Below are 24,665 nucleotides of genomic sequence, written 5' to 3' on the forward strand. Positions count from 1 at the left end.
AGGTGGTATTATACGGAATGAAAGAACAATTTTCCAAGCTATTTGGTTTGACGGAGCGATCTACTGGGGACGAAATAAAACAAATTCCAGTTCGGGATATTGTCAGCAGTCCTTATCAGCCCCGCACCATATTTGACGACGAGAAGATTGATGAGCTATGCCAGACCATCAAGACGCATGGTGTAATTCAGCCGATTGTCGTTCGTTTCCGTAATGGACAATACGAAATTATAGCAGGGGAACGTCGATGGAGGGCTGTCACCAGGCTGGGGATGGATACCATTCCAGCCATTGTTCGTGAGTTTAATGATTCACAAGCTGCTTCTATCGCGTTGATTGAGAATCTTCAAAGGGAAGGGCTAACATCGATTGAAGAGGCTGTAGCTTATCAGAAGCTGATTGATCTGCATCAGCTCACCCAGGAAAGCCTCGCTCAGCGACTTGGCAAAAGCCAATCCACTATTGCTAATAAGATACGGCTGCTTCATCTGCCAGAGAGAGTGAAAAATGCTCTAATGGAACGGAAAGTGTCCGAGCGTCATGCCCGTGCGTTATTGTCATTAGAGACTGAAGAGCTACAGTATAAGGTTCTGGATGAAGTCATCGCCAAGGAACTCAATGTGAAGCAGACAGAGGCGAGAGTCGCCTTTTATAAACAAGTGTCCACGATGAAGAAATCCAAGCGGATTTCCTTTACCAAGGATGTCCGGCTTGCGCTGAATACGATTCGTCAATCCATTGATATGGTGTCTGGCTCAGGCTTGGATATCAAGACCAAGGAATCCGATCATGAGGATCACTATGAGATTGTCATTCAAATTCCCAAACGTAAGTAAGGGATGAAGCGTACAGGCGGCAGCAATTGCCGCTTTTTCTGTCTAACGCCAATTAAAATCGCAGCATACTCGTATTCTATTGATAAAATTGCCCTTATCCGTAAGCTAATAATAGAGAATCGTCTTAATAAAGGATTTTGCAATAAAGAAATATAGCAGGATTCCGATTAAAGTATGAGGTGAATGAAGTGTCAAAAATAATAGCCGTAGCCAATCAAAAGGGCGGAGTAGGCAAAACAACTACTTCCGTGAATTTGGGCGCCGGACTTGCTTCCCTCGGCAAAAGGGTATTGCTCGTGGATATCGACCCGCAAGGTAATACAACGAGCGGTGTGGGTATCAATAAGGCGGATGTGGCAAATTGCATTTATGATGTACTCATTAATGAGGTTGATCCTAGCGAAGCGATTGTCAGTACACAGATTGAGGGTCTGGATATTATTCCGGCCACCATTCAACTGGCAGGAGCGGAAATCGAGCTGGTGCCGACCATTTCTCGTGAACTCCGGTTAAAAAGATCGCTCCAGCTCGTCAAGCATAAGTACGATTATATATTGATTGATTGCCCTCCATCGTTAGGGATTTTGACACTTAATTCTTTAACGGCCTCTGATTCGGTCATTATCCCCATTCAATGTGAATATTACGCATTGGAAGGTTTAAGTCAGCTACTGAATACTGTGCGATTGGTGCAAAAGCATTTGAATACCTCACTGCAAATTGAAGGCGTGCTGCTGACGATGTTTGATGCCCGTACCAACTTGGGTATTCAGGTGATTGAAGAAGTGAAAAAGTATTTTCAAAGCAAGGTTTATCAGACGATTATTCCACGCAATGTGAGACTCAGTGAAGCACCGTCACATGGCCAGTCCATTATTACGTATGATCCCCGCTCCCGTGGGGCAGAGGTATATATTGAGTTGGCAAAGGAAGTGGCATCTTATGAGTAAACGGTTGGGAAAAGGGCTGGATGCACTCATTCCCTCCCTAACGGTCAATGATGAGGACAAGGTTGTTGACATTCCGCTTAGTCAGTTGCGTGCAAATCCGTACCAGCCTCGCAAAACGTTTGATGAGGAATCGATCAAAGAACTGGCAGAATCCATTCGTCAGCACGGTGTTATTCAACCTATTATTGCGCGTAGTGTATTAAGAGGCTATGAAATTATTGCAGGTGAAAGAAGATTCCGGGCTTCCCAATATTGTGGGAATTCGACGATACCTGTGGTTGTTCGCAATTTTACGGATCAGCAGGTAATGGAGATTGCCCTGATTGAGAATTTGCAGCGCGAAAATCTGAATGCGATGGAAATAGCAGTTGCCTATCAGGGATTAATGGATCAGTTCTCGTTAACTCAAGAGGAATTGTCCTTGAAAGTAGGCAAGTCGCGCTCTCATATTGCGAATTTCCTTCGTTTGCTTGCATTGCCGGAGGAAGTTAAGGATCATGTTTCACGTGGAACATTATCTATGGGACATGCCAGAGCGATTGTTGGGCTCAAAGATCCGGACATGGTGAAGCAGCTGGCGACACAATGCATTGAGCAGCAGTGGAGTGTTCGGGAGCTGGAAGAAGCCGTACAGCAGTTGGACCATAAGCCTGGTGAAGCGAAGGCCAAGCCCAAGGTGAGAAAAAAGGACCCTTTTATTGATCATATGGAGGAGTCCTTGCGTGAACGTTTTAAAACAACTGTGAAAATTAAGCATAACAAGGATAAAGGTAAAATCGAATTGAATTATTACAGCCAGCAGGATTTGGAAAGATTACTGGAGCTATTGCAGTAGTCTGTATTTAAATAGGACATGTCTCCTTGGTCGAAACGGGAAGTGAGATATGTCTTTGCTTTGTCTGGATGTGTAGGAATCAGAGTAGTCTGGATGGATAAACTAATAGCCTTCTGTTATTTGTTTCGCTGTCCTCAAACGTATAAAATAAGAGGTATGCAGTGACATGATTTTTGAGATAGAGGAGTAGAAGCAAGCATATGGCTGAATTGAACGGACTAATCATGGAACAGCTTGCCGGAATCGTTGCAGGAATTGTGCTGATTTTGCTCATCCTGTTGATTGTTATCATTGTGCAGGGTGCAAAGTTGAAGAAGATGCGGCGAAAGTATGAAACCATGATGGCAGGCAGCGGTGTTGAGAATTTGGAAACGCTGCTGATTGATTTGAAGGTACAAATGGATACGATTGAGGATGAGCAGGAAGCCCATCGTGCAAGTATGAAATCTCTACGTAGTAAACTGACAGGCCTGAAAGGACATATAGGCATCAAACGCTATAATGCCTTTGGCGAGCGAGGAAGCGATCTAAGCTTCTCCATGGCTATTGTAGATGACAATCAGGACGGTATCGTATTAACCGGTATTTATAACCGGGATGGTTCTTATGTGTATGCCAAGCCCCTGGAAGCGGGGCAGTCATCCTATTCCCTATCTCCTGAAGAGAAAGAAGCCATTACTCTTGCGCAGCAAGCAGGACGGAACGGTAATGCCACTCCTTAATCGCGGAGTATAAGCTGCCAGCAATGATATCTGATAATTTCATTACCAGATTTAGTCTTGTATTTTGCAACACAAAGTATTCCATAAAGCCGCCGACGTTAACGATTCCTGTCAAATGGATATCGCCGACCGGCGGTAATTCTTTATTTACCCCCGCGCCAGGCTTCAAAGGCCCGTCCGCAACCTGAATGCATCCAACGCTGGAGGTTTGTCCAAGACATGCGTCTATGCCGATGATAAAGGGCTGGTCGTACCGGGTGTGTATGCCGTCCAGTGTTGTTTGCAGATTCATAGCATGTACAGGCTCTTCCAATGTCCCGTAAAGGTGAAAGAGCGGGCTTTTATAGCGGGACAAATGAGTACCTACGAGCGGGCCGAGACAATCTCCAGTAGAACGGTCGGTGCCGATGCAAATAATAACGATATTTTGCAGACTGGGCGCCTGGTGCAAATGGAACAGCAAACGATGGATGATGGCTGATTGGATCCCGGGGTCGGTGTGTGATATTTTTAAGCTAAGGGGTTCTTGCCCCGGAATGAAGTCAGATGGATGAGTCATGGAATCTTCCTTTCGCTCTGTAATGGAGTGTGCAGGTTGCGCTCGCTTTATATAGACTGTTAGCTGTTGGTATCGCATTGATCAGAGATGAAAACCAGCAGTATAACTGCCTTAGAGAATAACAATTAGCCTGCGGGTAACATTTATTCTCAAGATAGTAGCTAGTATATGGATAAGTTTGGGCTTTTATACTCGGGGGAAGTAGATTATTCATAGCAACATGAATGAAGGCAGTAGATGGGCTTATGTAGTAGAAAATAGAATTTGGGAAACCAGAAGAGTAGGTCCCTTGTGTAAGGAGGAGCAACAGAATGACCTTAATGCGTTGGTTGGAGAACGATACAGGAACGGCTGCTGTTGTGAAGGATGCGATACACTGGAAGGATGTTATATGGGGATGGCTTACAGATAGTGCGATGTGGTCAACCTTGTTGTTTGTGGTTTTGAAGATCGCTATTATTTTCATCATTACACGTATCTTTATTCGGGTTATTAATAAAATTATAGATAAGTCGATGCAGCAAAAGGGAGAGAATGGCAGATTTCGATTGAATACCAGGCGGCTAACAACCGTCGGAGAACTGCTGAAAAATGTAACCAATATCGTATTCAATTTCATTCTGATTATGCTGGTATTGTCTCAAATGGGCATTAATCTCGGGCCTCTGATTGCCGGAGCCGGAGTGCTTGGATTGGCCGTTGGTTTTGGGGCGCAGAGCCTGGTCAAGGATGTGATTACCGGGTTCTTTATCATTTTCGAGGATCAGTTTGCCGTAGGAGACGTTATTCAGACAGGAACCTACAAAGGTACAGTAGAAGTGATTGGGCTGCGTACAACCAGGCTGGTGAGCTGGAAAGGGGAGGTTTACATTTTACCTAACGGCTCAATTACGGCGGTTACGAACTTTTCCATGTCCAATTCGTTGGCGGTGGTAGATGTACCGATGAAGGCAGAACGTACTCTGGAGGAAGCTGTTGATTTGGTAAAACATGCGATTCGAGGAATTGAGGAGTCCAATGTGCAGGTGCTGAATATACCGGATGTTCTGGGAGTTCAGTCCATGACGACATCTGAGTATATTGTGCGTGTTGTGGCGGAGTGTATGCCGAATACAGGGGCTGCGGTAGAACGTGATATTCAGAATAACATCAAGAAGGCACTAGAGGATGAGGAACATCGTCAGAGCGCGCTGGAGATGGCGGTAACCCTCGATAAGGAAGACGAGCAAGAAAGAAAAGGGGGAGAGAAGGGTGGAGCGTAAGTCGTTTGAACTGGGGGACATTGTGCAGATGAAGAAGCCCCATCCCTGCGGAACGAATGAAATGGAAATTATCCGTATGGGTATGGATATTCGGATCAAATGTGTCGGTTGCCAGCACAGTGTGCTGATTCCGCGTGCCAAGTTCGAAAAGAATATGAAGAAGGTGCTGCGTTCAAAGGCAAGCGCTGGCGGGCAAAATTCAGAAACGAATTGAGCCGGGGTAACTGAGTGATTTTGGGTAACAATGAACTTGCATCATGGGCACAATGATGATATAATAATCCTTGCTGCGGAAAGGTACCCAAGAGGTCTAAGGGGGCTGACTCGAAATCAGTTAGGCGTCGCAAGGCGTGCGTGGGTTCGACTCCCACTCTTTCCGCCACTATAATAAATCGCGCTGTATCAATGTTTTCAGTACGATATGTGGATCGAAAGCTATACGATTTTTACACGAAATTGAGCTAGATGATTCCGATATACCTAAATGATTCCGTTAACCTCTTACGCTAACCACGCGTAGGAGGTTTTTTAGTATGGATAAACGTATGGGCCGCAAGACAATTAACGCATGCGAGCCAGTGTAGATTTAGGGCTGCCGTCGTATACGCTTAAGGACGCGTGAGATTCGTCCATAAAGTGAATCACGACAACAACTTAAAGGTACGGGCGATCGAAGGGGAAATACAGAGTATTCGTTAATTAAATGAATGGTTAATGGAGAGATATGGACATTAGAAAGGTTTGAAATTGTTTTATAATTATGCCAATTACAAAATTAGCGAAGGATGTCTAGCTGATGAACAGAGGGAGCATTCATCGCTGTCTAGGATAAAAAGAAAATAGGAACCTGTCGCAGGTTCCTTATATATTTATTCAATTTTCGGGTCTATATAGAACGCAATTAATAAGCTACCAAATTCACTTCAACCGCCAAATTGGGTAATAAAGGGTAACTCACCACAAGGCGGCGATGAAGATGAACAATGAAGAAATCGAGTATTTGAATACAGCGATGAAAAAGGTATCAGACAAACGACTCTACGAAAGGTATCTGGCGGTCCGACTTCGTCTGGAAGGCCATACACTGGAAGAGATCGGTGATATACTCGGACGTGCACGTCAAACCATCAGCCTCTATTGGCACACCTACCAGAAACAGGGCCTGTCCGGTCTTAAAATGGATCACTCACCTGGACAACCGACAAAACTCACGGAGGAGCAGCGTCGTCAGTTAGCCGCGATGCTGGAGCAGCATCAACCAGCCGATGTAGGTTTTGAAGCTCGGTATACCTGGACACTTCCGCTAGTGGCGGAGTGGATCAAGCAGGAGTTCGGCGTCACCATGAGCGTGCGTGGGATTAGTGCGATGCTGAAGCGGATGAACTTCAGTTTTACCAAAGCCACCTATACGCTAGCTAAAGCCGATGAAGACGCCCAAGCCTTTTTTAAAAAGCACACTTTTGCTGAGCTCAAGAGGCAAGTGGAAGCCGAAAAGATCAATCACTTGCTCTTTGAAGACGAGTCGATGATTCGCTCTTATCAAGCGTTGCAGTACAATTGGTTCCCGCGCGGCCGACAACGCAAAGTGCCTACGTACGGTAAACACGAAGGAGCCAAATTGTTTGGAGCCATTAACTATGAAACCGGTCAGGTGCATCACCGGGAAGAAGAAAAGGCCGACACAGAAGCCTTTATTCGATTTCTCCAGGATCTTCTCACTGCATATCCGAATGGAAAAATCGCTTTAATTCTGGATAACAGCCGGATTCATCATGCCATAGAGTTACAGCCTTTTTTGGAGGAACACTCGCGTCTGCAATTGGTTTTTCTGCCGCCTTACAGTCCAAACCTCAATCCAGTTGAAGGGCTGTGGTTGTGGCTCAAAGCCGATGTAGTGAACAACGTCTTTTTTGAAAAATTCTATAAGATTAAACTTCATGTCAGTCAATTTATGAAGCGAATCAATCAGCAACCGTTGGAAACGATTGATCGCCTGCTTGTCAGGTTATGATCTTAATTGCGGCCTATATATTTGTTTTTTCTTAAGTCGTTTCTCAACTTTTTTTATGCTCTCGTAGGTCGGAAGGTCCTCTGGCATAGTGCCGCCCAACTCGGCAATTGTTTGACGTACTTTCTTACCTACTTCAAAATGGGTTTGGTTTGCTTCTGTACGTCCCGATATAGATTCTCTGCGTAACTTATCTTCTGTTTGTGTTGCTCGAAAGAGGTTGGCCGCGAGTTCAGTGGTGCCCATGTGATCTAAAATCTTTTGTGACTTCTTAAGCTCTTTTTTTTCGTGTATTCCTGTTTTATCTAGCCCACCGTAAAGCCCTCTATATCCGTGATTTTGAAATACTGCGAACTCTAGTGGAGTAACAACACCCGATTCATAGGCAGCATCAGCCAGAGCGGTATTGTGATTTTTTAGTTCTTCACGAAGCATGTATCTCTTTTCATCTTCTGAAGCATGTTCGAATAGTTCTTGTTTACGTGTTTGTACAGCGAAATATGTCTGTCCTAATGCCACAACCTCTTTTGAAGGGTCAGCATTTTGGATAATAAGGTAACAGGCGTATCGTGAAAGTTTAAAAGATTCAACTTCACGCTTACCACCTTTACCGAGTTCTACAAGATCAGTCATTGGGATGAAGTGATCCTCAATAGTTTGTCCGCTATTTTCACAAGATCTCTTAGCTCGTTCAATTACGGGTATAAAGTAACGGTATTCGGTGTATTCAAGAATTTTCGCAATATCTCTGGCCGACCAAAACTCAATTCCGTCCGCATTTTGGCGCCTAATTTCTTCAAAAATAGAATTGTGATCGGCTTGATCTGACGTTGTTAGTTTCAATACGAACCCTCCATATCATATAAGTTAATTTATAACTGCACTATTATCTTAGCACATTTCTACAGAGAATAAGCCTTATCATTCCGTTCACTTGCACGGAATGATATTGATACGTTTTAAATAGATTATAACGAGTTTCTTATACGAGAAAGGCGCGAACCTCGAATGAGTTTTTGAGAGCTTGCGCCTTTTGTTTATTTACTTATCAGCATCTACATATTCAACTCGTAATAATTTCCCTATATCATCTATATCTAAAACATTAATGATTTTTTCCAATGCCTGTCGAGGAAACATCTTGTTTTTATTTCTGACCATTTCTGAAATGGTAGCTTCTCTAATACCAGTTAGCTCGGCTAATTTCTTTTGTTCCCAACCCTTTTCGCGTAAGAGGTTCTTTAAATCACAGACGAGCAATCGTTGACTCAATGTCTTTCCTCCCTTTCTTATTTCACATAACTAAATATATAGAGGATACGAGAAACGTAATAAATGTTGACAATTACGCAAAACGTAATTATAGTTAAATTACGAAAATCGTAATTAAAAGAAGAATTTATGTATGGATCACGGGGAGGGACTGCACATATCAAGAACTCGGCATAACATAGTTTTTTATTTCCTAATTATAACGTGTGCTCTGTTCTTCATCTATAAGAGTAATTATTTCGCGGATATCTGAAATGTCTAATGCTTTTGCAATTTGTTCAATATGCTTGAAATTGATATTTTCTCTCTTATCGTTTGCCAGTTCAGAAAGTGCTGCTCTGCGGACGCCTGTTTTATAAGATAGCTGGTTTAGAGAGATAGCCTTACTCTTAATTACCTCGCCAAGCATTATTTTTACCTTCATGCTGCACGCTCCTGAATTTATTCCAGACAATTATTTATTGTACTCATAAGCGTAAGATAAAATCAAGAATAACATTATATGTATAAAGGATCAGTTGGTCATAGGAACACTATGTTCTATAAATAGATTGGGAAGGAGAGGGGATTTTATATATGGATTCATTAAAACTGGAACAGGCGGCTATGATGTATGGACCTTATGATCTGCCGCATATGTACGAGATATTCGAGGGAGTTATTTATGAGGGCTGTTATTTCTTTTATCTCGAAAATGGCGCTTTGTGCTTACGTCATGTACAAAAGGTGGAACTGCCGTATCATACGCACCTTTATGTAGAAGGAGAGTGTGGCGGAATTCAACTGGCGAGAGGGATACAGCGCGAAATTACGGAGGTTGTCACGGACATCATCCGGAGCTGGAGAGATAAAAGCGGACTGGCTTTTTTATTCGATGAATTACTTTGTCTGCCGGGGAGGGAAGATATGGAACTGGACCTTTTGAGGAACAGAGGATGAACGTTGAGGCACGTATACAATAAAGAAGGTGCCCTTTAACAGTGACAGGATATCATCTGTTCAAGAGCACTCCTTTGTTGTTATAGCTGGTTTGGCGGGTAGTTATAGCGTTTTGTTTTTTTCGAGCCGGAGATCATCAGAAGGATTGCTGCGATCAAATGGAGAATCCAGCCCAGAACAGGTATCCAGGCCAGTAAAGAGGTCAATATCCCCCATACAGAGCCATAGATCGCTTCCTGATTGCGTAACGACAGGATGAGTGTCACTGCATGCAGGACAAGCATGAATCCCAGAGCCGAGTAACCGGTCCCCATGACAATAGCTCCTCCCACAATCGGTACGGCAAGCACCAATTCGAATATACCTGATATCCACTTTAATATTCGAGAATAGCTCATCTTTAAACCTCCGTAGATAGTAGGTCTTTGTACTTGGATATATTCTAGCAGAAGGAGCTGGATTAATCTGCATTTTACCAGTATATGCAAAAAGTCCGATAATGCAACAAAGGAGGACCTCAAAGGTCCTCCATCGTAGGCGATACATTTTTAACAGGATACGATCTGTCCAATCACATCACGAAACTCGGTGTACTGACAAGCAATACCAGTGTTGAAAAGACAGTGTCCTCTTACACAAACCTAACGCTTCTAATGCCCGGAATGGATCTCCTAACAGTTTGTCCGGCTACGTCATCCAACGGAACCACACCTCTCTGTTGTATCGCCTGATTATAATATGGCCCGAATGTCGAGAAAATATACATTAATGAACGCGGGCTTTCGTTTTTTTCTTCCATTTGCGATTATGGTTGGTCGTCTCCGGAAAAGTTTCGCCTCTTTCGAGTGTCACTTGCTGCGGGTTTTGAATTTCGGTATGAAAGCTTTTTTCTCCGACTTCCATATATACGCCGTCATTTGGCGCTTTGTCGCCTGGCTCAAATTCGGTTTTTTCACCCATAAGATTGTTCCTCCTTTACTACATGGATTTGAACTGCAACGGTTATTGTTCGCTGACATGAGCAGAAACATGCGGGAACAACAACACGGGATTTCAGAAAATTGAGTTATTTCCTATATATAGATAAATTATACTGTACCTATAAAATCATAGAAATATGGGATGTGTGCAGCTAATTTAACGGATTTACATCCCATGAACTCAATTGCTGGTTGCAATCAGTTGCTGGATTTGGTAAACTGTTTTAGTGCGAGTTTAGGCTCGTTCCTTGCTCTCAACCAAGATTGAGGGCCTTATGTCCATAAGGAGGTGTAAAGAATGCGCAAATATGAAGTGATGTACATTATTCGTCCTGACATTGAACAAGAAGCTGTTCAAGCGGCAGTCGATAAATTCCAAGGTATCATCTCCAACGGCGGTGGCGAAATTACGAGTCACGATGTAACTAAACGTCGTCTTGCGTATGAGATTAAGAAATTCCGTGATGGTTCTTTCGTTCTGGTAAACTTCACAGCAGAACCTGCTGTAGTTGCTGAGCTTGAGCGTCTCATGAAAATTTCTGACGAAGTAATTCGTTATCTCATTACGAACGACGTAGCTTAATTATTGTACGTGATTATGTAATGAACAACGCTCAAAGGAGGGGATTGGATTGTTGAACCGTGTCATTCTGATCGGTCGTTTGACCAAAGATCCAGAGCTGCGCTATACACCGTCTGGTGTAGCAGTAACCCAGTTCACCCTGGCTGTAGACCGTCCGTTTACGAGTCAAGGCGGCGAACGGGAAGCGGATTTCTTGCCGATCGTAACCTGGCGTCAGCTTGCTGAAACATGCGCTAACTATCTTCGCAAAGGTCGTTTAACGGCTGTTGAAGGCCGTGTTCAGGTGCGTAATTATGAGAACAATGAAGGAAAACGTGTATACGTGACTGAAATTGTAGCTGATAATGTGCGTTTCCTGGAATCTAATCGCGATGGCGGTAACGGTGGCGGCAATAGCGGTGGAGCTGCGCGTGAGGAGTCTCCTTTCGGAGGCGGTAACAGCAATAGTGGACGCGGGAATAATAACTCGCGAAACAATCAGGATCCTTTTTCCGATGACGGAAAACCGATCGATATTTCGGATGATGATTTACCATTTTAATTGGGAAAGGACTGACAAAGAATGGGCTTCAGACAAAGAGAAGGCGGAGACGATAACAAAAGACCAGCTCGTCGTGGTGGTCGCAACAAACGTCGTAAAGTATGTTTCTTCACTGTGAACAAAATTACTCACATTGACTATAAAGATACAGACCTGCTTAAAAAATTCATCAGCGAACGTGGAAAAATTCTTCCTCGTCGTGTGACTGGAACAAGCGCGAAATATCAACGTATGTTGACAATCGCAGTTAAACGTTCCCGTCAAATCGCATTGCTTCCTTACACTACTGAATAGTAGTTTGATGGAAGAGCAAAAGAGGCGTTCCCGATTTCGGGAGCGTCTTTTTTTGTGATTTTTCTGGTTGACAACAAGTTCCATGTATTGTAACTTACTAATAATACAATCCATGTTTAACCATAAGCGTAGCTCAGCTTTTATGGTCCCATTTGTGATCGCACGTTCCCCAACTCGCCAGAGTAAACATTTCAGATTTCTGAAATGTTATTTTATATTACATGAAAATTCAGATTATCAGTATTTTTTCGAATAAAATTCATAAACTTTACAAAAAAAGATATTTTGCATTCTTATATTACGTAAAAAAAGATGTTGACGTGATATTATTTTACACTTAAGATAAACCTTAACAAAAATGTAATGATTATCAGCACCCTAAATTGACCAAAGGTCTAAAAACACGTGTTTACGTTATCATTGGTAACTGTAAGGAGGATGCACAGACTTCATTTTCAAACCTCAAGCTTTAACAAATCAACGCAGGAAAGAGACAGGCTGTTAAATAAAAGAACCGACTAAGGGGGATTAACAGAATGGTGCAAACGAAGAAATGGGTTTCTTTGCTTATGGTGCTTTCGATCGTTGGTGTTTTGTTTGCAGGTTGTAGCGGAGGTGCTAATGAAGCACAGCCGGGCGGCAATACGGATAATAAAACAGAGGGTAAAGAAGGCAACGCACAAGTCACGGAGGGTGTTATTAAAGCAAGTGATCTGACCCAAAATCCGCCGGGAGCTACAAACCGGAAGGATAACATTGTGGTAGGTATGACGTCACCTAAAGGGGTATTTAACCCGTTGTTCTGGCAAACGACCTACGATCTATATGTAGTCAGAACAGTATTTGATTCCTTTTTACAGGTGAAAGCGGATGGTACATACGAAAATAGCTTGGCTGACAAGATTGATGTGTCGCAGGATGGCTTGAAATACACGTTCCACCTGAAACCAGGTGTGAAGTATAGTGATGGCACGCCGGTAACAGTGAAGGATTATGCCTTTGTTCTCAAGGTACTGCATGATCCGAATTATGATGGAGAAACGGATGTTTTATCTTTTAAGATTAAAGGCGGTAAAGAATATCACGATGGCAAGGCGAATGATATCTCCGGTATCAAGGTCATTGATGATAATACGGTAGAGGTAACCGTTACAGAAGCAACAGCTTATACAAAGGATTTTCTGGGTGAGCAATACTTCATGCCAGAAGCTTATTACGGAAAAGTTTTCAAAAAGGGTGACCTGGACAGCATCAAGGCGCTTAATAATAAGCCACTCGGCTCCGGGCAGTATGTGTTGAAAAGCTTCTCCCCGGGTCAACAAGTCGTACTTGAAGCCAATCCAAACTACTTCAAGGGCGCACCGAAGGTGAAAACAGTTATTTACAAAACGACGACAGACGAAACCAATTTGTCTATGCTGCAAACGGGTGAGACGGATATAGACAATATTACGGTTACAGAAGATAACGTAGAAGAATTGAAGTCTCTAGGCTTCCTGGACGTGAATATCATGCCGACCAACGGCTACGGATATATTGCATTTAATCACAAAGAAAAGAAATTTCAGGACCCTAAGGTACGCCAAGCTCTGACCATCGGTTTGAACCGGAAGGAGATTGTGGAAGGGGTGTACGGTCCGTATGCGAATGTCATTAACATTCCACAATCTACAGAAGCTTGGTCTTATACAGATGAAGGCATTAATAAATATGAGTTTGATACAGCTAAAGCAAAGGCTTTGCTGGATGAGGCTGGCTGGAAGGTTGGAGCGGACGGTATCCGTGAGAAGGATGGTGAAAAGTTTACCATTAACTTCTCAGCGACTGCGGATAATCCAGTAGTAGAGGCCTTGCTGCCGATTATGTCCAACAACTACAAGGAACTGGGCATTAAGCTGAATTCTGAAACACTGGATTTTAACGCGATTATGGATAAAAAAGATACGGGCAAGTTTGATATGTTCTTTGCCGCTTGGGGATTGACACCTGATCCGGATAATACGGTTTATATTACGAACGGTGCACAAAACGATGTTGGATACTCTAATAAAAAGGTCGATGAGTTGACGCTTGCTGGTAAGCATGAACTGGATCAGGAGAAACGCAAACTGATTTACAAACAACTCTATCAAGAGCTGAACAAGGATTTGCCAGCCATCTTTATGTATCAGCGCAGAGATATGTGGCCAGTTAATGGGCGTGTATCCGGCTTGGAAATTACACCATACAAAGATTTTGAATTCAGTCTGTATAACGCTCAGCTCGCTCAATAAGGGTTGCCAATCGTATGCTCAGCTCTCACGGGCTGGGCATATCACTTCTTTATTTGTCTGGAGGAATGATTATGAAGCAGTATATTATTCGAAGACTGCTGCAACTCATCCCCACACTCATTGGCATATCCATTATCGTATTTGCGATTTCAGCCATGGTGCCGGGTGATTATATTACAGCCAAGCAGAACCCGAATATGACCGCCGAAAAGGCACAGCAGCTACGACATATCTACGGGTTGGATAAGCCGGAGTACCAACGCTATTTTATATGGGCGGGTAATATGCTGAAGGGTAATATGGGGGATTCATTACAGCATAAGCAGCCGGTAACGAAGGTCATTGGCAATTATGTATGGAACTCTTTTATTATCGCTTTTTTCAGTCTTATTTTTAGCTGGCTGATTGCAGTTGTTGCCGGGGTATTTTCAGCCAAGTTCCAATACTCGTTATTCGATAAATTCGTCACGCTATTCATATTTTTGTGTATGTCGCTGCCGTCTTTCTTTATCGGTCTTTTGGTGATTAAAATATTTGCACTGGAATGGGGTATTTTCCCGGTTGGCGGCATGACAACTGCAGGGATGGAGCCGGGCTCATGGGCTTATATCGTGGATGTTCTCAAGCACATGTTCCTGCCAACGCTCGTTCTTACGATGCTGAGCACAGGCAGTCTAACCCGGTATTTCCGTACAGGTATGCTGGAGGTTATTCGTCAGGATTATATTCGCACCGCACGCGCTAAGGGCTTGAAGGAACGGACGGTTATTTTCAAGCATGCTCTGCGCAATGCACTGATTCCAGCCATCACGCTGCTTGGATTTGAGCTTCCGGCTTTATTTGGCGGGGCGATGATTCTGGAAAAGGTATTTGTGTGGCCGGGTGTGGGGCAGGTCTATCTGGAGTCGATCAGTATGCGGGATTATCCGTTTATGCTGGGCTTCACTATTTTTCTGGCGGTCCTTACGCTCATCGGTAATTTACTCTCGGATGTATTGTATGGCATGGCAGATCCAAGAATTCGCTTGAAGTAGGAGGGATACTATTGCCCGCAGAAACAGTCACGATTGAAACTAGTCCAAAGGCGGCGATCCGTCCTGAAGCGTCTCCGTGGAGAATCGCCGTTCGCCGTTTTAACCAGAACCATTTGGCTTTGGCCGGACTCATTATACTGATTCTTATGGTGATCATTTGCGTATTTGGACCGATGATTTCACCTTATCATCTGGATGATTATAAGCTATCTGATAAAAATTTAGCCCCGAATGCTCAGTACTGGCTTGGTACAGATAAGTTTGGCAGAGATATTTTGCTGCGTACAATGCTGGCTGGCCGTATTTCTTTGACGGTGGGGCTGGTGGCCACGTTTATTTCAGTAGTGATCGGTGCGACGTTGGGAGCACTGGCAGGATTTTATCGTAAAGGCGTGGATACGATCATTATGCGGATTGCCGATATTTTTATGGCATTGCCTACATTGCCGCTGTTGATTATTTTAGGTGCCGTTCTGTCCGATTTGAAGGTTGATCCAGCGAACCGGATTTATTTTCTAATGCTCATTATCGGGATCTTGAGCTGGACGAGCTTGTCCCGTCTGGTCAGGGGGCAGATTCTTACGCTGCGTGAACAGGAGTTCATGCAGGCGACGGAAGCGCTCGGCTTGAGAGACCGTCGTAAAATATTCCGCCATCTGCTACCGAACACGATTCCTACTATTATTGTAACGGCTACGCTCGGGGTAGCTGGGGCGATTATAACGGAGTCTGCGCTCAGTTACCTGGGAATCGGCGTTGTGCCTCCCACACCTTCGTGGGGAAATATGATTTCGGCTGCGAATAATCTGATTGACTTCCGCAAACGGCCCTGGATATGGGTTCCACCGGGAATGTGTATTCTGATTACGGTTGTAGCGATTAACCTGATTGGCGACGGTTTGCGCGATGCACTGGACCCTAAAATGAAGAAGTAGGAGACGAACGTTTATGGAAAATGCTTTGATTGAATTTCGTAACCTGAAAACCCACTTTCATACCTCTAGCGGAACTGTCAAAGCGGTCAATGACGTCAGTTTTAAAATACGTGAGGGTGAAACGCTCTGTGTGGTAGGCGAATCCGGCTGCGGCAAAAGTGTAACAGCCATGACGATGATGCGACTAATTGATTCCCCACACACCTCAGACGGTGAAATCTGGTTTGAGGGCAAAAACCTGTTAACGCTGAATAAAGGTCAAATGCAGCAAATTCGCGGCAATGACATTTCAATTATTTTTCAGGAGCCGATGTCTTCGCTGAATCCCGTGCTTACCATTGGAGAACAGATTACGGAACCGCTGCTGATGCATACATTAATGAGTAAAAAGGAAGCACGTACCCGGGCGATTGAGCTGATCAATCTGGTGGGGATTTCGCGTTCGGAGGAAATATTTCATTCGTATCCGCATGAACTGAGCGGCGGTATGCGTCAGCGAATCATGATTGCTATTGCGTTGAGCTGTAATCCGAAGCTGCTCATTGCAGATGAGCCGACAACGGCGCTGGATGTTACCATTCAGGCGCAAATCCTCGATCTGATGCGGGATTTGAAGGATAAGCTCAAAACGTCCATTATGCTGATTACGCATGATCTGGGCGTCGTGGCGGAAATGGCCGATTATGTGGTCGTCATGTATGCCGGGAACGTGATTGAAGAAGCCCCCGTCATTGAGCTGTTCAAAAATCCGCAGCATCCATATACGCAAGGGTTATTGAAGGCGAAGCCCGTCATTAATCAGAAGATTGATCGGCTGTATTCGATCCCCGGTCAGGTTCCCAATCCGATTGAGCTGGAGGAAAACTGTCATTTTCATGATCGGTGTGCGCATTGTATGCAAGTCTGTAAGGATCAGGCCCCTCCCCTGCGTGAAAAGAAGAACGGTCATAAGGTTGCCTGCTGGCTATATGAGGAAGAAGGAGGGCAACGGGGATGAGCGAGCCTTTAATTCAAGTGGAAGGTCTGAAAAAATATTTCCCGATCACAGGCGGGATTTTTCAGCGTACCGTGGGGCATGTGAAAGCGGTCGATGATGTATCTTTTAACATCCATAAGGGAGAGTCCTTTGGTCTGGTAGGAGAATCCGGTTGCGGCAAAAGCACGATTGGGCGTACGATTCTCAGACTGATGGATAAGACCGAGGGATCGGTGCGATACAAGGGAGAGGATTTGCATGCGTTAAGCAAGGAGCAGATCCGTGCGCTTCGTCCGAAGCTGCAAATTGTATTTCAGGACCCTTTTAGCTCATTGAATCCGAGAATTAAGGTAGGCGAAGCCATCGGGGAAGCACTGCTGGATCACGGATTGATTGAACATAGTAAGCTGCGGAAAAAGGTTAACGAGACGCTGGATATCTGCGGATTATCTGCTTATCATTATGATCGGTATCCGCATGAGTTCTCCGGCGGTCAGCGACAGCGGATCGGGATTGCACGGGCTTTGATTTTGAATCCTGATTTTATCGTGGCTGATGAGCCGGTATCTGCACTCGATGTGTCTATTCAGGCTCAGATTATTAACTTGTTAAGTGATTTGCAGCAGGAACGGCAGTTGACGTATCTGTTCATCTCGCATGATCTGAGTGTGGTCGAGCATCTGTGCAGCCGCATTGGTGTGATGTATCTAGGCTCGATGGTGGAGTTAACTTCCAAGGAAGAGCTGTTCCGTAATCCTCTTCATCCGTATACGAAGGCGCTGCTGTCGGCGGTTCCCATTCCCGACCCGACGATCAAGAGACAACGGATTGTGCTAAAAGGGGACATTCCTTCCCCGGCGAATCCGCCGTCAGGCTGCAAGTTCCATACGCGCTGTCCTATGGCGGAGGCCCGTTGTAAAACAGAAATTCCGGCGTATCGGGATGCAGGCGATCAGCATTATGTGGCCTGTCATTTTGCCTAGAAACACAGTAGAAGGCCTTTTTGAATCATTCGACTTATAAAAATCTGTCAGCCTGCAAGCAGGAAATGACGGATTTTTTGCTGTGGAGTGGAAAAACAAAAAAATTGCATCTTTTTTTCGAAAAGTTGCAGACAAAATGGATTTTTCATCGTCTAATAAAGTATGGGGGTTATTACGATGATGAAAAAATACTGGTTACGTTGGGCTATTGTGGTCCCGGTACTTATTATATTGATTTTTATTACACTTGGACCCCGACTGCTGGTCGGTAAGCCAGATGTACACGCAGGCGCTGCGGTACTGATGGACATGCAGACGGGAGAATTGTTGATGGATGTGAATGGCGATACGCCTATGCCTTCCGCAAATATGTCCAAGCTCATGACCGAGCTGCTGGTGCTAGAGGATATTCGTGCCGGGCGGTTAGGCTGGAATGATGAAGTGAAAATTAGTCGTTACGCAAGTACGGTGGGTGGTGTAAATCTGTCACTCCGGTATGGTGAAAGGCTGACGGTGTCCGAACTGTTCCAGAGTATGGTTGTGTATTCGGCTAATGATGCGGCTGTGGCACTGGCGGAACGCTCAGCAGGCAATGAACCGGCTTTTGTGAAGCGTATGAACGACAAGGCGGCTAAGATTGGATTAACGTCCTACAGCCGATTTAGCAATGCGTCAGGAGCGGGACAGAGTGAGCTGGGTCCTAACCATCCCGAGAATATTCGGGGAGAAACACAAATGACGGCAAGCGATACGGCGAAGCTGGCCTCCTACCTGATAACGTCGCATCCGGAGATTTTGAGAACGTCCAGCCGTACGCAGATGGAATTGAAGGATAAGGGCATTTATATTAGTAATACGAATTGGATGCTGCCTTCCTTGGCGGGACCCTACTCTTACGCAGGAACGGATGGGCTGAAAGCGGGATACACCAGCGATGCGGGATATTGCTTCACCGGCACAGCCGAACAGCATGGCAGAAGGCTGGTAGCTGTGGTGCTGGGGCACCGAGCAAGGAGGAACGTTTCGAGCAGACACGGAAGCTGTTCGACTACGGTTTCGCTCTGTCTACCTCTTTCCCGGTAAGGGTGCAGAATTTGGTGAAGCTGGCTCCGCGCTAAGGTAAGGAACGACTTTAAAAGCTACATAGGATACGGGCTATAAACATCAAGCAAGGCTTTGACCGTGAGGGTGAAGCCTTTTTTGGCGTGAATGTGGTGGCGAGGGGCTGGCTACGACATGGTACTTTTGACAACAAGGTAGCAGACCTTTTATGCTGTGGGGGGAAGTTTCCGCTTCATAAGGAACTGATTCGGTTTAATGAAGAGATGGGATTTATCGAAGTAAAGAAGGAAGGAACCTGTTATGGAGAGAAGACATAGGAGAAGGACAGGCGGAAAGCCTAAGAAGAAAAAAGGTTTACTGCTCTATATATTTCATGTATTGTTTTGTTTCTGATTGCGGCGGGAGGATATCTGTTCCGTAAACAGCTGACGCTGGTGGCCTTTGACTGGTTCGTATCTCCGACCTTGGAGAGCAAGTTGGAGAAGTCCTTTCAGCCGCGCCAGTCGGAGGGACAGAAGCAGCCGGAGCCGGTTGCTTATCGGAAAGAGCCGTTTTCGGTGCTGCTGCTTGGAACCGACCAAAGGCCGAACGAGAAGGCGCGTGGCCGCTCGGATACGGTTATTTATGCGGCTGTAAGGCCTGCGGAATCGCGTGTGCTTCTGGTTTCCCTTCCAAGGGATACGTATGTCCAGATTGCCGGACATGATCCAAATCATGACGGTGAGGATGATTTTGATAAGTTGGGGCATGCTTATGCGTTCGGAGGCGAAGATATGTCCATGGCTACGGTAGAGAAGCTGATGGAGCATAAGGCCGATTATTATGCTACGATTAATTTTCAAGGTATTCAGGATGCTGTAAATGTGGTAGGCGGGGTTGAACTTCCTATTGATAAGCCGATTGAGAATAAAAATCCGCTGCATATCAAGTTCCGCATCGAGGCGGGCAAGCCGCTTTATAATGGTGAAGAAGCAATGTATTATGTTAGATATAGGGAAGACAGCGACTTTAACCGTACCAAACGGCAGCAAATTTTTCTGAATGCAATGGCGGATAAGCTGCTGAATATCAACGGGATTTCCAAGATTCCGGAGCTGCTCGATATTATGGGGGCCAATTTCAAGACGGATATGGAGCCTACTTTTATTACCGGGCTTGGCAAGCAGGCCATTTCGCAGGGGCAACCACAAATTTCGAGCTTTACGATTACGGGGGAAGGTTTCAAGAAGAAGGGCCTGTATTATGACCGGGCCAATGAACAGGAGCTCGAATACGCCAGACTCATGATTGCAAACTGGCTGGATTCCGGCACAACCCCGCAGACGCTGAAGCTTCCCGACAAGCAGGACATTCAGTGAGTAATCATTTGATCTTACAATTGATTTTGAGGGGGATTCGTTTCTCATGAATATCGCTTTTTTCTTGCTTCCCAAACAAGAGGTTGCTTTTGTCACGGCGGATGCAACTTTACGGCAAACGTTGGAGCGAATGGAGTATCACCGGTTCACGGCGGTTCCGATTTTGGATAAGGAAGGTAGATATACCGGCACGGTTACAGAGGGTGATCTGCTGTGGCATATGAAAGAATCTGAGGGAAAAATTACCTTTGAAAACGCTTCGAAGTTCATGCTCAAGGACGTCCCGCTTCGGGTTTCGATAAAGCCGGTGTCCATTGATGCCAATATGGAGGATTTAATTAATTTGGCGAAGGTGCAGAACTTTGTCCCTGTTGTGGATGATATGGAACGGTTTATCGGCATTGTCCGCCGTAGTCAGATTATTGAATATTGTGAAAAGTTTGTGTCGAGAGAATCACTTAACTCGTTATCTTAAAGAAAGCAGCATAGTTGCTCTGAAAATAACGATTTACCCTATGGGGTAACAGTTATTTTCAGAATAGGATATGCTATAATGGAGAATAAAGCTTTTTCAGAGGGGTGTGACTCTTCATCATATGCCTAAAGAACTGGATGTAGTTAAGCGGGCCAAGGTGATTGAATGGCTCAAAACAGAGGTACTTGAACAGGTATCCCGGCTGTTTAAAGCGATGTGGGAAGGCAGTACAGCCCGCATTGGCGATTGTCTGGCGAGCCTGATGATGAGCAGTTATATTTTGGGAAGACGCCTCGGGGTGTCTTACCGTGAATTGGATGATCTCCTCATCGACAAGCTAAGAAAGCACAGAAAAGAAGGACACCAGCTGGAGGATTGGTATCAGGACATTTCCGCACTGGAAGAACATATGCGTAAGAGGTGAAAACTTTGAAATTCCGCTTGGCAACTGTAGCATGGAGCGTTATTTATTTGCTTCTGCTGCTGTCTCTATTGACACCCTTAAGAATCTTTACCGTATTTTTGCTGATTGTGCCTGGCGTTGTATTGTTTTCATCGCTGCCTTTCAAAGGATTTCTGATTCATGTGATACCGGTGCTGTTGATTATAGCGCTACAAGATGTATATTTACTGCTTCCAGCGATTTATTGCCTGATCCCAGCCTTGTTAATGGGACGGGTATATAAAAGGGAGCTCCTGCTTTTCAGGCGTTGATGACCGGAACGGGTGTGATTTTAGCCGAGTTGTTGGTTGTGCTACTCATTGCTACGTATGCCCTCGGGTTTGATCTTTCGCAGTATCTTCGTGATCAGGCTGCTATATCGGCAAATCTGGTACAGCAAATCTTAAATGGCAATCCGATGCTTCCAGGCATGAATTGGACAGCAGAAGATACACAGAGACTCGGTACGATGATGATCGGCAAAGTTCCATATGTGCTGATCCTGACCTCGTTTTTACTGGCTGTGATCACGCACGCTCTGGCGCGTCCGGCATTGAGTAGCCTTGATGTGCCTGTGCGCAAAATGAAGCCTGCCCGAGAATGGAGGCTGCCACGCGCGCTCATCTGGTATTACCTGCTGGCGATTGTGTTTGAGTGGATGGCCATGTCCTCTGACAGCAGTTGGGTTCAGGCGGTTTCTGTTAGTATGTTGCCGCTGATCCATGCGTGTTTTATTATCCAGACGATTGGCTTTATTTACTTCTGGACGCATAGTCGTAAAATGAGCCCGGTGATCGCGTTGCTGCTGTCGCTCGTCGTTCTGGTGTTCCAGCCGCTCCGCATTATCGGTATTATTGATTTGGCCTTTCCGCTGCGTGAAGCTATTACAAGATCAAAGAAATAGGGTGAACAGTCATGCCTAAATTTCTACAAAAACGCTGGCACGGCTATCATACCGTCTGGGCGTTTTTACTGCTGCTGGTGCTTGTCATATGTATTTCCATGTATAACTGGGAACTGGGTGTGATGGGACTGGTGCTGTCATTCTTGCTCGGCGGGCTGATGCTGAAGACGGAATTGGATTTCCGTCGGGAACTGAATCAATATATCAGCGGCCTTTCCTTTCGCATCAAGCGGGTGGAAGGGGAAGCGATCAGCTCACTGCCGTTCGGCATCATTTTATACAGCGAAAATCGAACGGTAGAATGGCACAATCGGTTCGCTGGGGAAATGTTCGAGGACCAGTCACTGATAGGCGAGCCGCTTCAGGACCTCTTTCCTCAACTGGCAGGAGCTTTGGGCGCCAAAAAGGAGACGAAGGAGCCAGTTCGTGAGCTAAAGGTGGAGCTACAGCATGATGAGCGCTACTATCAGTTCCTTATCGTGCTGGATGAGCGTCTGATTTATTTGTATGAAGTAACGGAGCTGGCGGTGCTGCGCAAGCAGTATGAGAACGAGCGGCTGGCGCTCGGCATCGTTATGCTTGATAATATGGATGAAGCCGCTCAGGGAATGGACGATCAGCAGCGTACCGCGCTTATTGCGAAGGTGTCGAGCGAGATTACATCATGGGCGAACCAGTACAATATTTATTTGCGCCGTTTGTCATCCGAGCGTTATCTCATCATGCTGAATCACAAGGCGCTTCAGGAGCTGGAGCAAAGTCGATTCGTCATTCTGGATACGGTACGGGAAATGACGGCCGATTTGAAGGTGCCGATGACACTGAGCATCGGCTTGTCCTTCGGCGCGGAGAGCATTAAAGAGCTGGGCGAGCTGGCTCAGTCCAGTCTGGATATGGCGCTCGGACGGGGCGGCGACCAGGCGGCGGTGAAAGCCGGACAGCGTCTATCTTTTTACGGCGGCAAGTCCAATGCTGTCGAAAAGCGTACACGGGTGCGTGCGCGGGTCATTGCGCATGCGCTGCGTGATCTGATGCAGGAGAGCGATCGCGTGCTGATCATGGGGCACAAAATACCGGACATGGACGCACTGGGAGCGGCCATCGGGGTGTGGAAGGCCGCAGCGCTCTACAACGTAGAGGCGCACATCGTGCTGGATAAATCCAATCCGTCCATCGACCGGATGATGGAGCAGGTGAACAAGGACGAGAATCTGTCGGCAGCGCTCATGACGCCGGAGCAGTCGCTCCAGCTGATGACCGAGCATAGCCTGCTGGTCGTGGTGGATACGCACAAGGCCTCGATGACAATTGAGCCGAAATTGGTGCAGACGGCGAGCAGGGTGGTCGTTGTAGACCATCATCGTCGGGGCGAGGAGTTTATTAACGACTCTGTTTTGATTTATCTGGAGCCGTACGCGTCGTCGGCTTGTGAGTTGGTGACGGAGCTGCTGCAATATATTCATGAGAAGGTTCAGCTGACGCCGCTGGAGGCGACATCGTTGCTTGCGGGGATTACGGTGGATACCAAGCATTTTTCCCTGCATACAGGCTCACGTACGTTTGAAGCAGCCGGTTTTTTGCGACGTAGCGGGGCGGATACAGTCATGATCCAGCGCATGTTAAAAGAGGACCTGGATGAATATATTGCTAAGGCGGAAATTATTAAGCATGCTAAAATGATATATGGGCACATCGCGCTTGCGGTGACAGAGCCCGGACAGAAGATACCGCAGCTCCTGATTGCTCAGGTGGCGGATTCATTACTCAATATGACGGATGTACTGGCCTCCTTTGTGGTCAGTGAACGTCCTGACGGCCTGGTGGGGATCAGCGCCCGTTCACTCGGACGCATGAACGTACAGGTCGTCATGGAACGGCTAGGCGGCGGAGGACATCTGACGAATGCGGCGGTTCAGCTGGATTGTCCGCTGGAGGAAGCCGAACGCAGAGTGGTCGACGTGCTGGCCGAAATTGATGGGGAAGAGGGGTTATTTGAATGAGAGTGATTTTTATTAAAGATATGAAGGGCCAAGGCAAGAAGGGTCAAATTAAGGAAGTATCGGACGGTTACGCAGCGAATTTCCTGCTGCCGCGTGGTATTGCCCGCCCGGCGACGGAAGGGAATATGAAGACGCTGGAGAACCAGAACGCTGCTGAGGAAAAGCGCAAGCAAGAGGAAAAAGAAGAGGCGCAGGCACTCGGCAAAAAGCTGGAATCCACAACTGTTCAGCTTAAAGCAAAAGCTGGTGAAGGCGGTCGACTGTTCGGAGCGATTACAAGTAAGCAAATCGCGGAGGCGGTCGCTGCGACGGGGATTAAGCTGGACAAACGCAAAATCGAGCTGGAAGAACCGATTCGTACGTTGGGCGTGACTCAAATGACCGTTAAGCTTCATCCTGAGGTCAAAGCTACGCTGAAGGTACAGGTGACCGAAGAATAATT

28 protein-coding genes, 1 tRNA gene and 2 pseudogenes are annotated in these 24,665 nt (G+C 45.8%); 25 read left to right on the plus strand and 6 right to left on the minus strand.

Features of this window, described 5'->3' with window-relative positions; translation table 11 throughout:
* The first annotated feature begins 17 nt into the window (after nt 1–17).
* The 4 genes from noc to ASL14_RS12185 all read left to right on the plus strand — a co-directional run bounded on the left by noc (nt 18) and on the right by ASL14_RS12185 (nt 3,343).
* Nucleotides 18–836, plus strand: coding sequence for a nucleoid occlusion protein (noc, locus tag ASL14_RS12170; RefSeq protein ID WP_134911766.1), 819 nt, complete (start codon nt 18–20; stop codon nt 834–836).
* A gap of 188 nt (nt 837–1,024) precedes the next feature.
* On the plus strand, nt 1,025–1,786 hold the full coding sequence (locus tag ASL14_RS12175) for a ParA family protein (RefSeq protein WP_025683689.1): 762 nt from the start codon (nt 1,025–1,027) through the stop codon (nt 1,784–1,786).
* Complete coding sequence (locus tag ASL14_RS12180; protein WP_044648683.1) at nt 1,779–2,621, plus strand: ParB/RepB/Spo0J family partition protein; 843 nt, start codon at nt 1,779–1,781, stop codon at nt 2,619–2,621. Before ASL14_RS12175 ends, ASL14_RS12180 begins: the two co-directional genes overlap by 8 nt.
* 200 nt (nt 2,622–2,821) lie before the next feature.
* Nucleotides 2,822–3,343, plus strand: coding sequence for a DUF4446 family protein (locus tag ASL14_RS12185; RefSeq protein ID WP_134911767.1), 522 nt, complete (start codon nt 2,822–2,824; stop codon nt 3,341–3,343).
* Here ASL14_RS12185 and yyaC read toward each other — a convergent pair.
* Nucleotides 3,297–3,902 (minus strand): spore protease YyaC, encoded by a 606-nt coding sequence (gene yyaC / locus ASL14_RS12190; RefSeq protein WP_134911768.1) that lies wholly within the window; start codon nt 3,900–3,902, stop codon nt 3,297–3,299. The genes ASL14_RS12185 and yyaC overlap by 47 nt on opposite strands.
* Before the next feature lie 311 nt (nt 3,903–4,213).
* Here yyaC and ASL14_RS12195 point away from each other — a divergent pair, with 311 nt between their 5' ends.
* From ASL14_RS12195 to ASL14_RS12210, 4 genes are all read left to right on the plus strand, one after another.
* Nucleotides 4,214–5,164 carry a mechanosensitive ion channel family protein gene (locus tag ASL14_RS12195; RefSeq protein WP_134911769.1) on the plus strand — a complete coding sequence of 317 codons (951 nt, stop codon included), beginning with the start codon at nt 4,214–4,216 and terminating at the stop codon, nt 5,162–5,164.
* Nucleotides 5,154–5,378: a DUF951 domain-containing protein gene (locus ASL14_RS12200; protein ID WP_134911770.1), complete on the plus strand. Its 225-nt coding sequence runs from the start codon at nt 5,154–5,156 to the stop codon at nt 5,376–5,378. Before ASL14_RS12195 ends, ASL14_RS12200 begins: the two co-directional genes overlap by 11 nt.
* A gap of 77 nt (nt 5,379–5,455) precedes the next feature.
* Nucleotides 5,456–5,546 (plus strand) — tRNA-Ser (locus tag ASL14_RS12205).
* A gap of 588 nt (nt 5,547–6,134) precedes the next feature.
* Nucleotides 6,135–7,175 carry an IS630 family transposase gene (locus ASL14_RS12210; RefSeq protein WP_134910485.1) on the plus strand — a complete coding sequence of 347 codons (1,041 nt, stop codon included), beginning with the start codon at nt 6,135–6,137 and terminating at the stop codon, nt 7,173–7,175.
* On the opposite strand, the gene dinD is transcribed toward ASL14_RS12210, so the two are convergent.
* The 3 genes from dinD to ASL14_RS12225 all read right to left on the minus strand — a co-directional run bounded on the left by dinD (nt 7,170) and on the right by ASL14_RS12225 (nt 8,868).
* Entirely contained in the window at nt 7,170–8,015 is an 846-nt protein-coding gene (gene dinD, locus ASL14_RS12215; protein ID WP_134911771.1) for a DNA damage-inducible protein D, read from the minus strand. The two genes, ASL14_RS12210 and dinD, sit on opposite strands and share 6 nt — an antisense overlap.
* Before the next feature lie 198 nt (nt 8,016–8,213).
* A complete protein-coding gene (locus tag ASL14_RS12220) occupies nt 8,214–8,444 on the minus strand; it encodes a helix-turn-helix domain-containing protein (RefSeq protein ID WP_134911772.1) in 231 nt (76 codons plus the stop codon).
* A gap of 193 nt (nt 8,445–8,637) precedes the next feature.
* The gene (locus tag ASL14_RS12225; protein WP_134911773.1) at nt 8,638–8,868 is read right to left on the minus strand and encodes a helix-turn-helix domain-containing protein; all 231 of its coding nucleotides are present in this window, start codon (nt 8,866–8,868) and stop codon (nt 8,638–8,640) included.
* A gap of 152 nt (nt 8,869–9,020) precedes the next feature.
* Between ASL14_RS12225 and ASL14_RS12230 the strand changes: the two genes are divergently transcribed.
* A complete protein-coding gene (locus tag ASL14_RS12230; protein WP_134911774.1) occupies nt 9,021–9,383 on the plus strand; it encodes a hypothetical protein in 363 nt (120 codons plus the stop codon).
* 80 nt (nt 9,384–9,463) lie between these two features.
* Here ASL14_RS12230 and ASL14_RS12235 read toward each other — a convergent pair whose 3' ends face one another.
* Both ASL14_RS12235 and ASL14_RS12240 read right to left on the minus strand, forming a co-directional pair.
* Nucleotides 9,464–9,781 carry a hypothetical protein gene (locus ASL14_RS12235; protein WP_025683697.1) on the minus strand — a complete coding sequence of 106 codons (318 nt, stop codon included), beginning with the start codon at nt 9,779–9,781 and terminating at the stop codon, nt 9,464–9,466.
* A 367-nt stretch (nt 9,782–10,148) separates the two neighbouring features.
* Entirely contained in the window at nt 10,149–10,343 is a 195-nt protein-coding gene (locus tag ASL14_RS12240; protein ID WP_025683698.1) for a YjzC family protein, read from the minus strand.
* A gap of 318 nt (nt 10,344–10,661) precedes the next feature.
* Between ASL14_RS12240 and rpsF the strand changes: the two genes are divergently transcribed.
* The 16 genes and pseudogenes from rpsF (at nt 10,662) to rplI (ending at nt 24,663) form a co-directional block, all read left to right on the plus strand.
* A complete protein-coding gene (rpsF, locus tag ASL14_RS12245) occupies nt 10,662–10,946 on the plus strand; it encodes a 30S ribosomal protein S6 (protein WP_044648139.1) in 285 nt (94 codons plus the stop codon).
* A 49-nt stretch (nt 10,947–10,995) separates the two neighbouring features.
* Nucleotides 10,996–11,487 (plus strand): single-stranded DNA-binding protein, encoded by a 492-nt coding sequence (gene ssb / locus ASL14_RS12250; RefSeq protein ID WP_013312801.1) that lies wholly within the window; start codon nt 10,996–10,998, stop codon nt 11,485–11,487.
* Nucleotides 11,488–11,508: 21 nt separating this feature from the next.
* On the plus strand, nt 11,509–11,781 hold the full coding sequence (rpsR, locus tag ASL14_RS12255; RefSeq protein WP_013312800.1) for a 30S ribosomal protein S18: 273 nt from the start codon (nt 11,509–11,511) through the stop codon (nt 11,779–11,781).
* Between the two features lie 536 nt (nt 11,782–12,317).
* Nucleotides 12,318–14,054 carry an ABC transporter substrate-binding protein gene (locus ASL14_RS12260; protein ID WP_134911775.1) on the plus strand — a complete coding sequence of 579 codons (1,737 nt, stop codon included), beginning with the start codon at nt 12,318–12,320 and terminating at the stop codon, nt 14,052–14,054.
* Nucleotides 14,055–14,125: 71 nt separating this feature from the next.
* The gene (locus ASL14_RS12265) at nt 14,126–15,088 is read left to right on the plus strand and encodes an ABC transporter permease (RefSeq protein WP_044648137.1); all 963 of its coding nucleotides are present in this window, start codon (nt 14,126–14,128) and stop codon (nt 15,086–15,088) included.
* A gap of 11 nt (nt 15,089–15,099) precedes the next feature.
* Entirely contained in the window at nt 15,100–16,023 is a 924-nt protein-coding gene (gene opp4C, locus ASL14_RS12270) for an oligopeptide ABC transporter permease (RefSeq protein ID WP_134911776.1), read from the plus strand.
* A gap of 13 nt (nt 16,024–16,036) precedes the next feature.
* Nucleotides 16,037–17,020 carry an ABC transporter ATP-binding protein gene (locus tag ASL14_RS12275; protein WP_134911777.1) on the plus strand — a complete coding sequence of 328 codons (984 nt, stop codon included), beginning with the start codon at nt 16,037–16,039 and terminating at the stop codon, nt 17,018–17,020.
* Nucleotides 17,017–17,982 carry an ABC transporter ATP-binding protein gene (locus tag ASL14_RS12280; RefSeq protein WP_134911778.1) on the plus strand — a complete coding sequence of 322 codons (966 nt, stop codon included), beginning with the start codon at nt 17,017–17,019 and terminating at the stop codon, nt 17,980–17,982. Before ASL14_RS12275 ends, ASL14_RS12280 begins: the two co-directional genes overlap by 4 nt.
* A 177-nt stretch (nt 17,983–18,159) precedes the next feature.
* Nucleotides 18,160–19,100: pseudogene (locus ASL14_RS12285) on the plus strand (D-alanyl-D-alanine carboxypeptidase family protein).
* A 244-nt stretch (nt 19,101–19,344) separates the two neighbouring features.
* Nucleotides 19,345–20,402, plus strand: a pseudogene (locus ASL14_RS12290) (LCP family protein).
* Nucleotides 20,403–20,448: 46 nt separating this feature from the next.
* Complete coding sequence (locus tag ASL14_RS12295; protein ID WP_134911780.1) at nt 20,449–20,877, plus strand: CBS domain-containing protein; 429 nt, start codon at nt 20,449–20,451, stop codon at nt 20,875–20,877.
* A gap of 121 nt (nt 20,878–20,998) precedes the next feature.
* Entirely contained in the window at nt 20,999–21,301 is a 303-nt protein-coding gene (locus ASL14_RS12300) for a MazG-like family protein (protein WP_134911781.1), read from the plus strand.
* Between the two features lie 31 nt (nt 21,302–21,332).
* Nucleotides 21,333–21,563 (plus strand): hypothetical protein, encoded by a 231-nt coding sequence (locus tag ASL14_RS28010; RefSeq protein WP_223264293.1) that lies wholly within the window; start codon nt 21,333–21,335, stop codon nt 21,561–21,563.
* Between the two features lie 27 nt (nt 21,564–21,590).
* Nucleotides 21,591–22,223 (plus strand): DUF2232 domain-containing protein, encoded by a 633-nt coding sequence (locus ASL14_RS12305; protein WP_223264294.1) that lies wholly within the window; start codon nt 21,591–21,593, stop codon nt 22,221–22,223.
* A gap of 11 nt (nt 22,224–22,234) precedes the next feature.
* Nucleotides 22,235–24,223 carry a DHH family phosphoesterase gene (locus tag ASL14_RS12310; RefSeq protein WP_134911782.1) on the plus strand — a complete coding sequence of 663 codons (1,989 nt, stop codon included), beginning with the start codon at nt 22,235–22,237 and terminating at the stop codon, nt 24,221–24,223.
* A complete protein-coding gene (rplI, locus tag ASL14_RS12315) occupies nt 24,220–24,663 on the plus strand; it encodes a 50S ribosomal protein L9 (protein WP_014278976.1) in 444 nt (147 codons plus the stop codon). Before ASL14_RS12310 ends, rplI begins: the two co-directional genes overlap by 4 nt.
* Nucleotides 24,664–24,665 lie beyond the last annotated feature (2 nt).

The organism is Paenibacillus sp. IHB B 3084 (assembly GCF_001447315.1).
In the GTDB taxonomy this organism is placed as follows: domain Bacteria; phylum Bacillota; class Bacilli; order Paenibacillales; family Paenibacillaceae; genus Paenibacillus.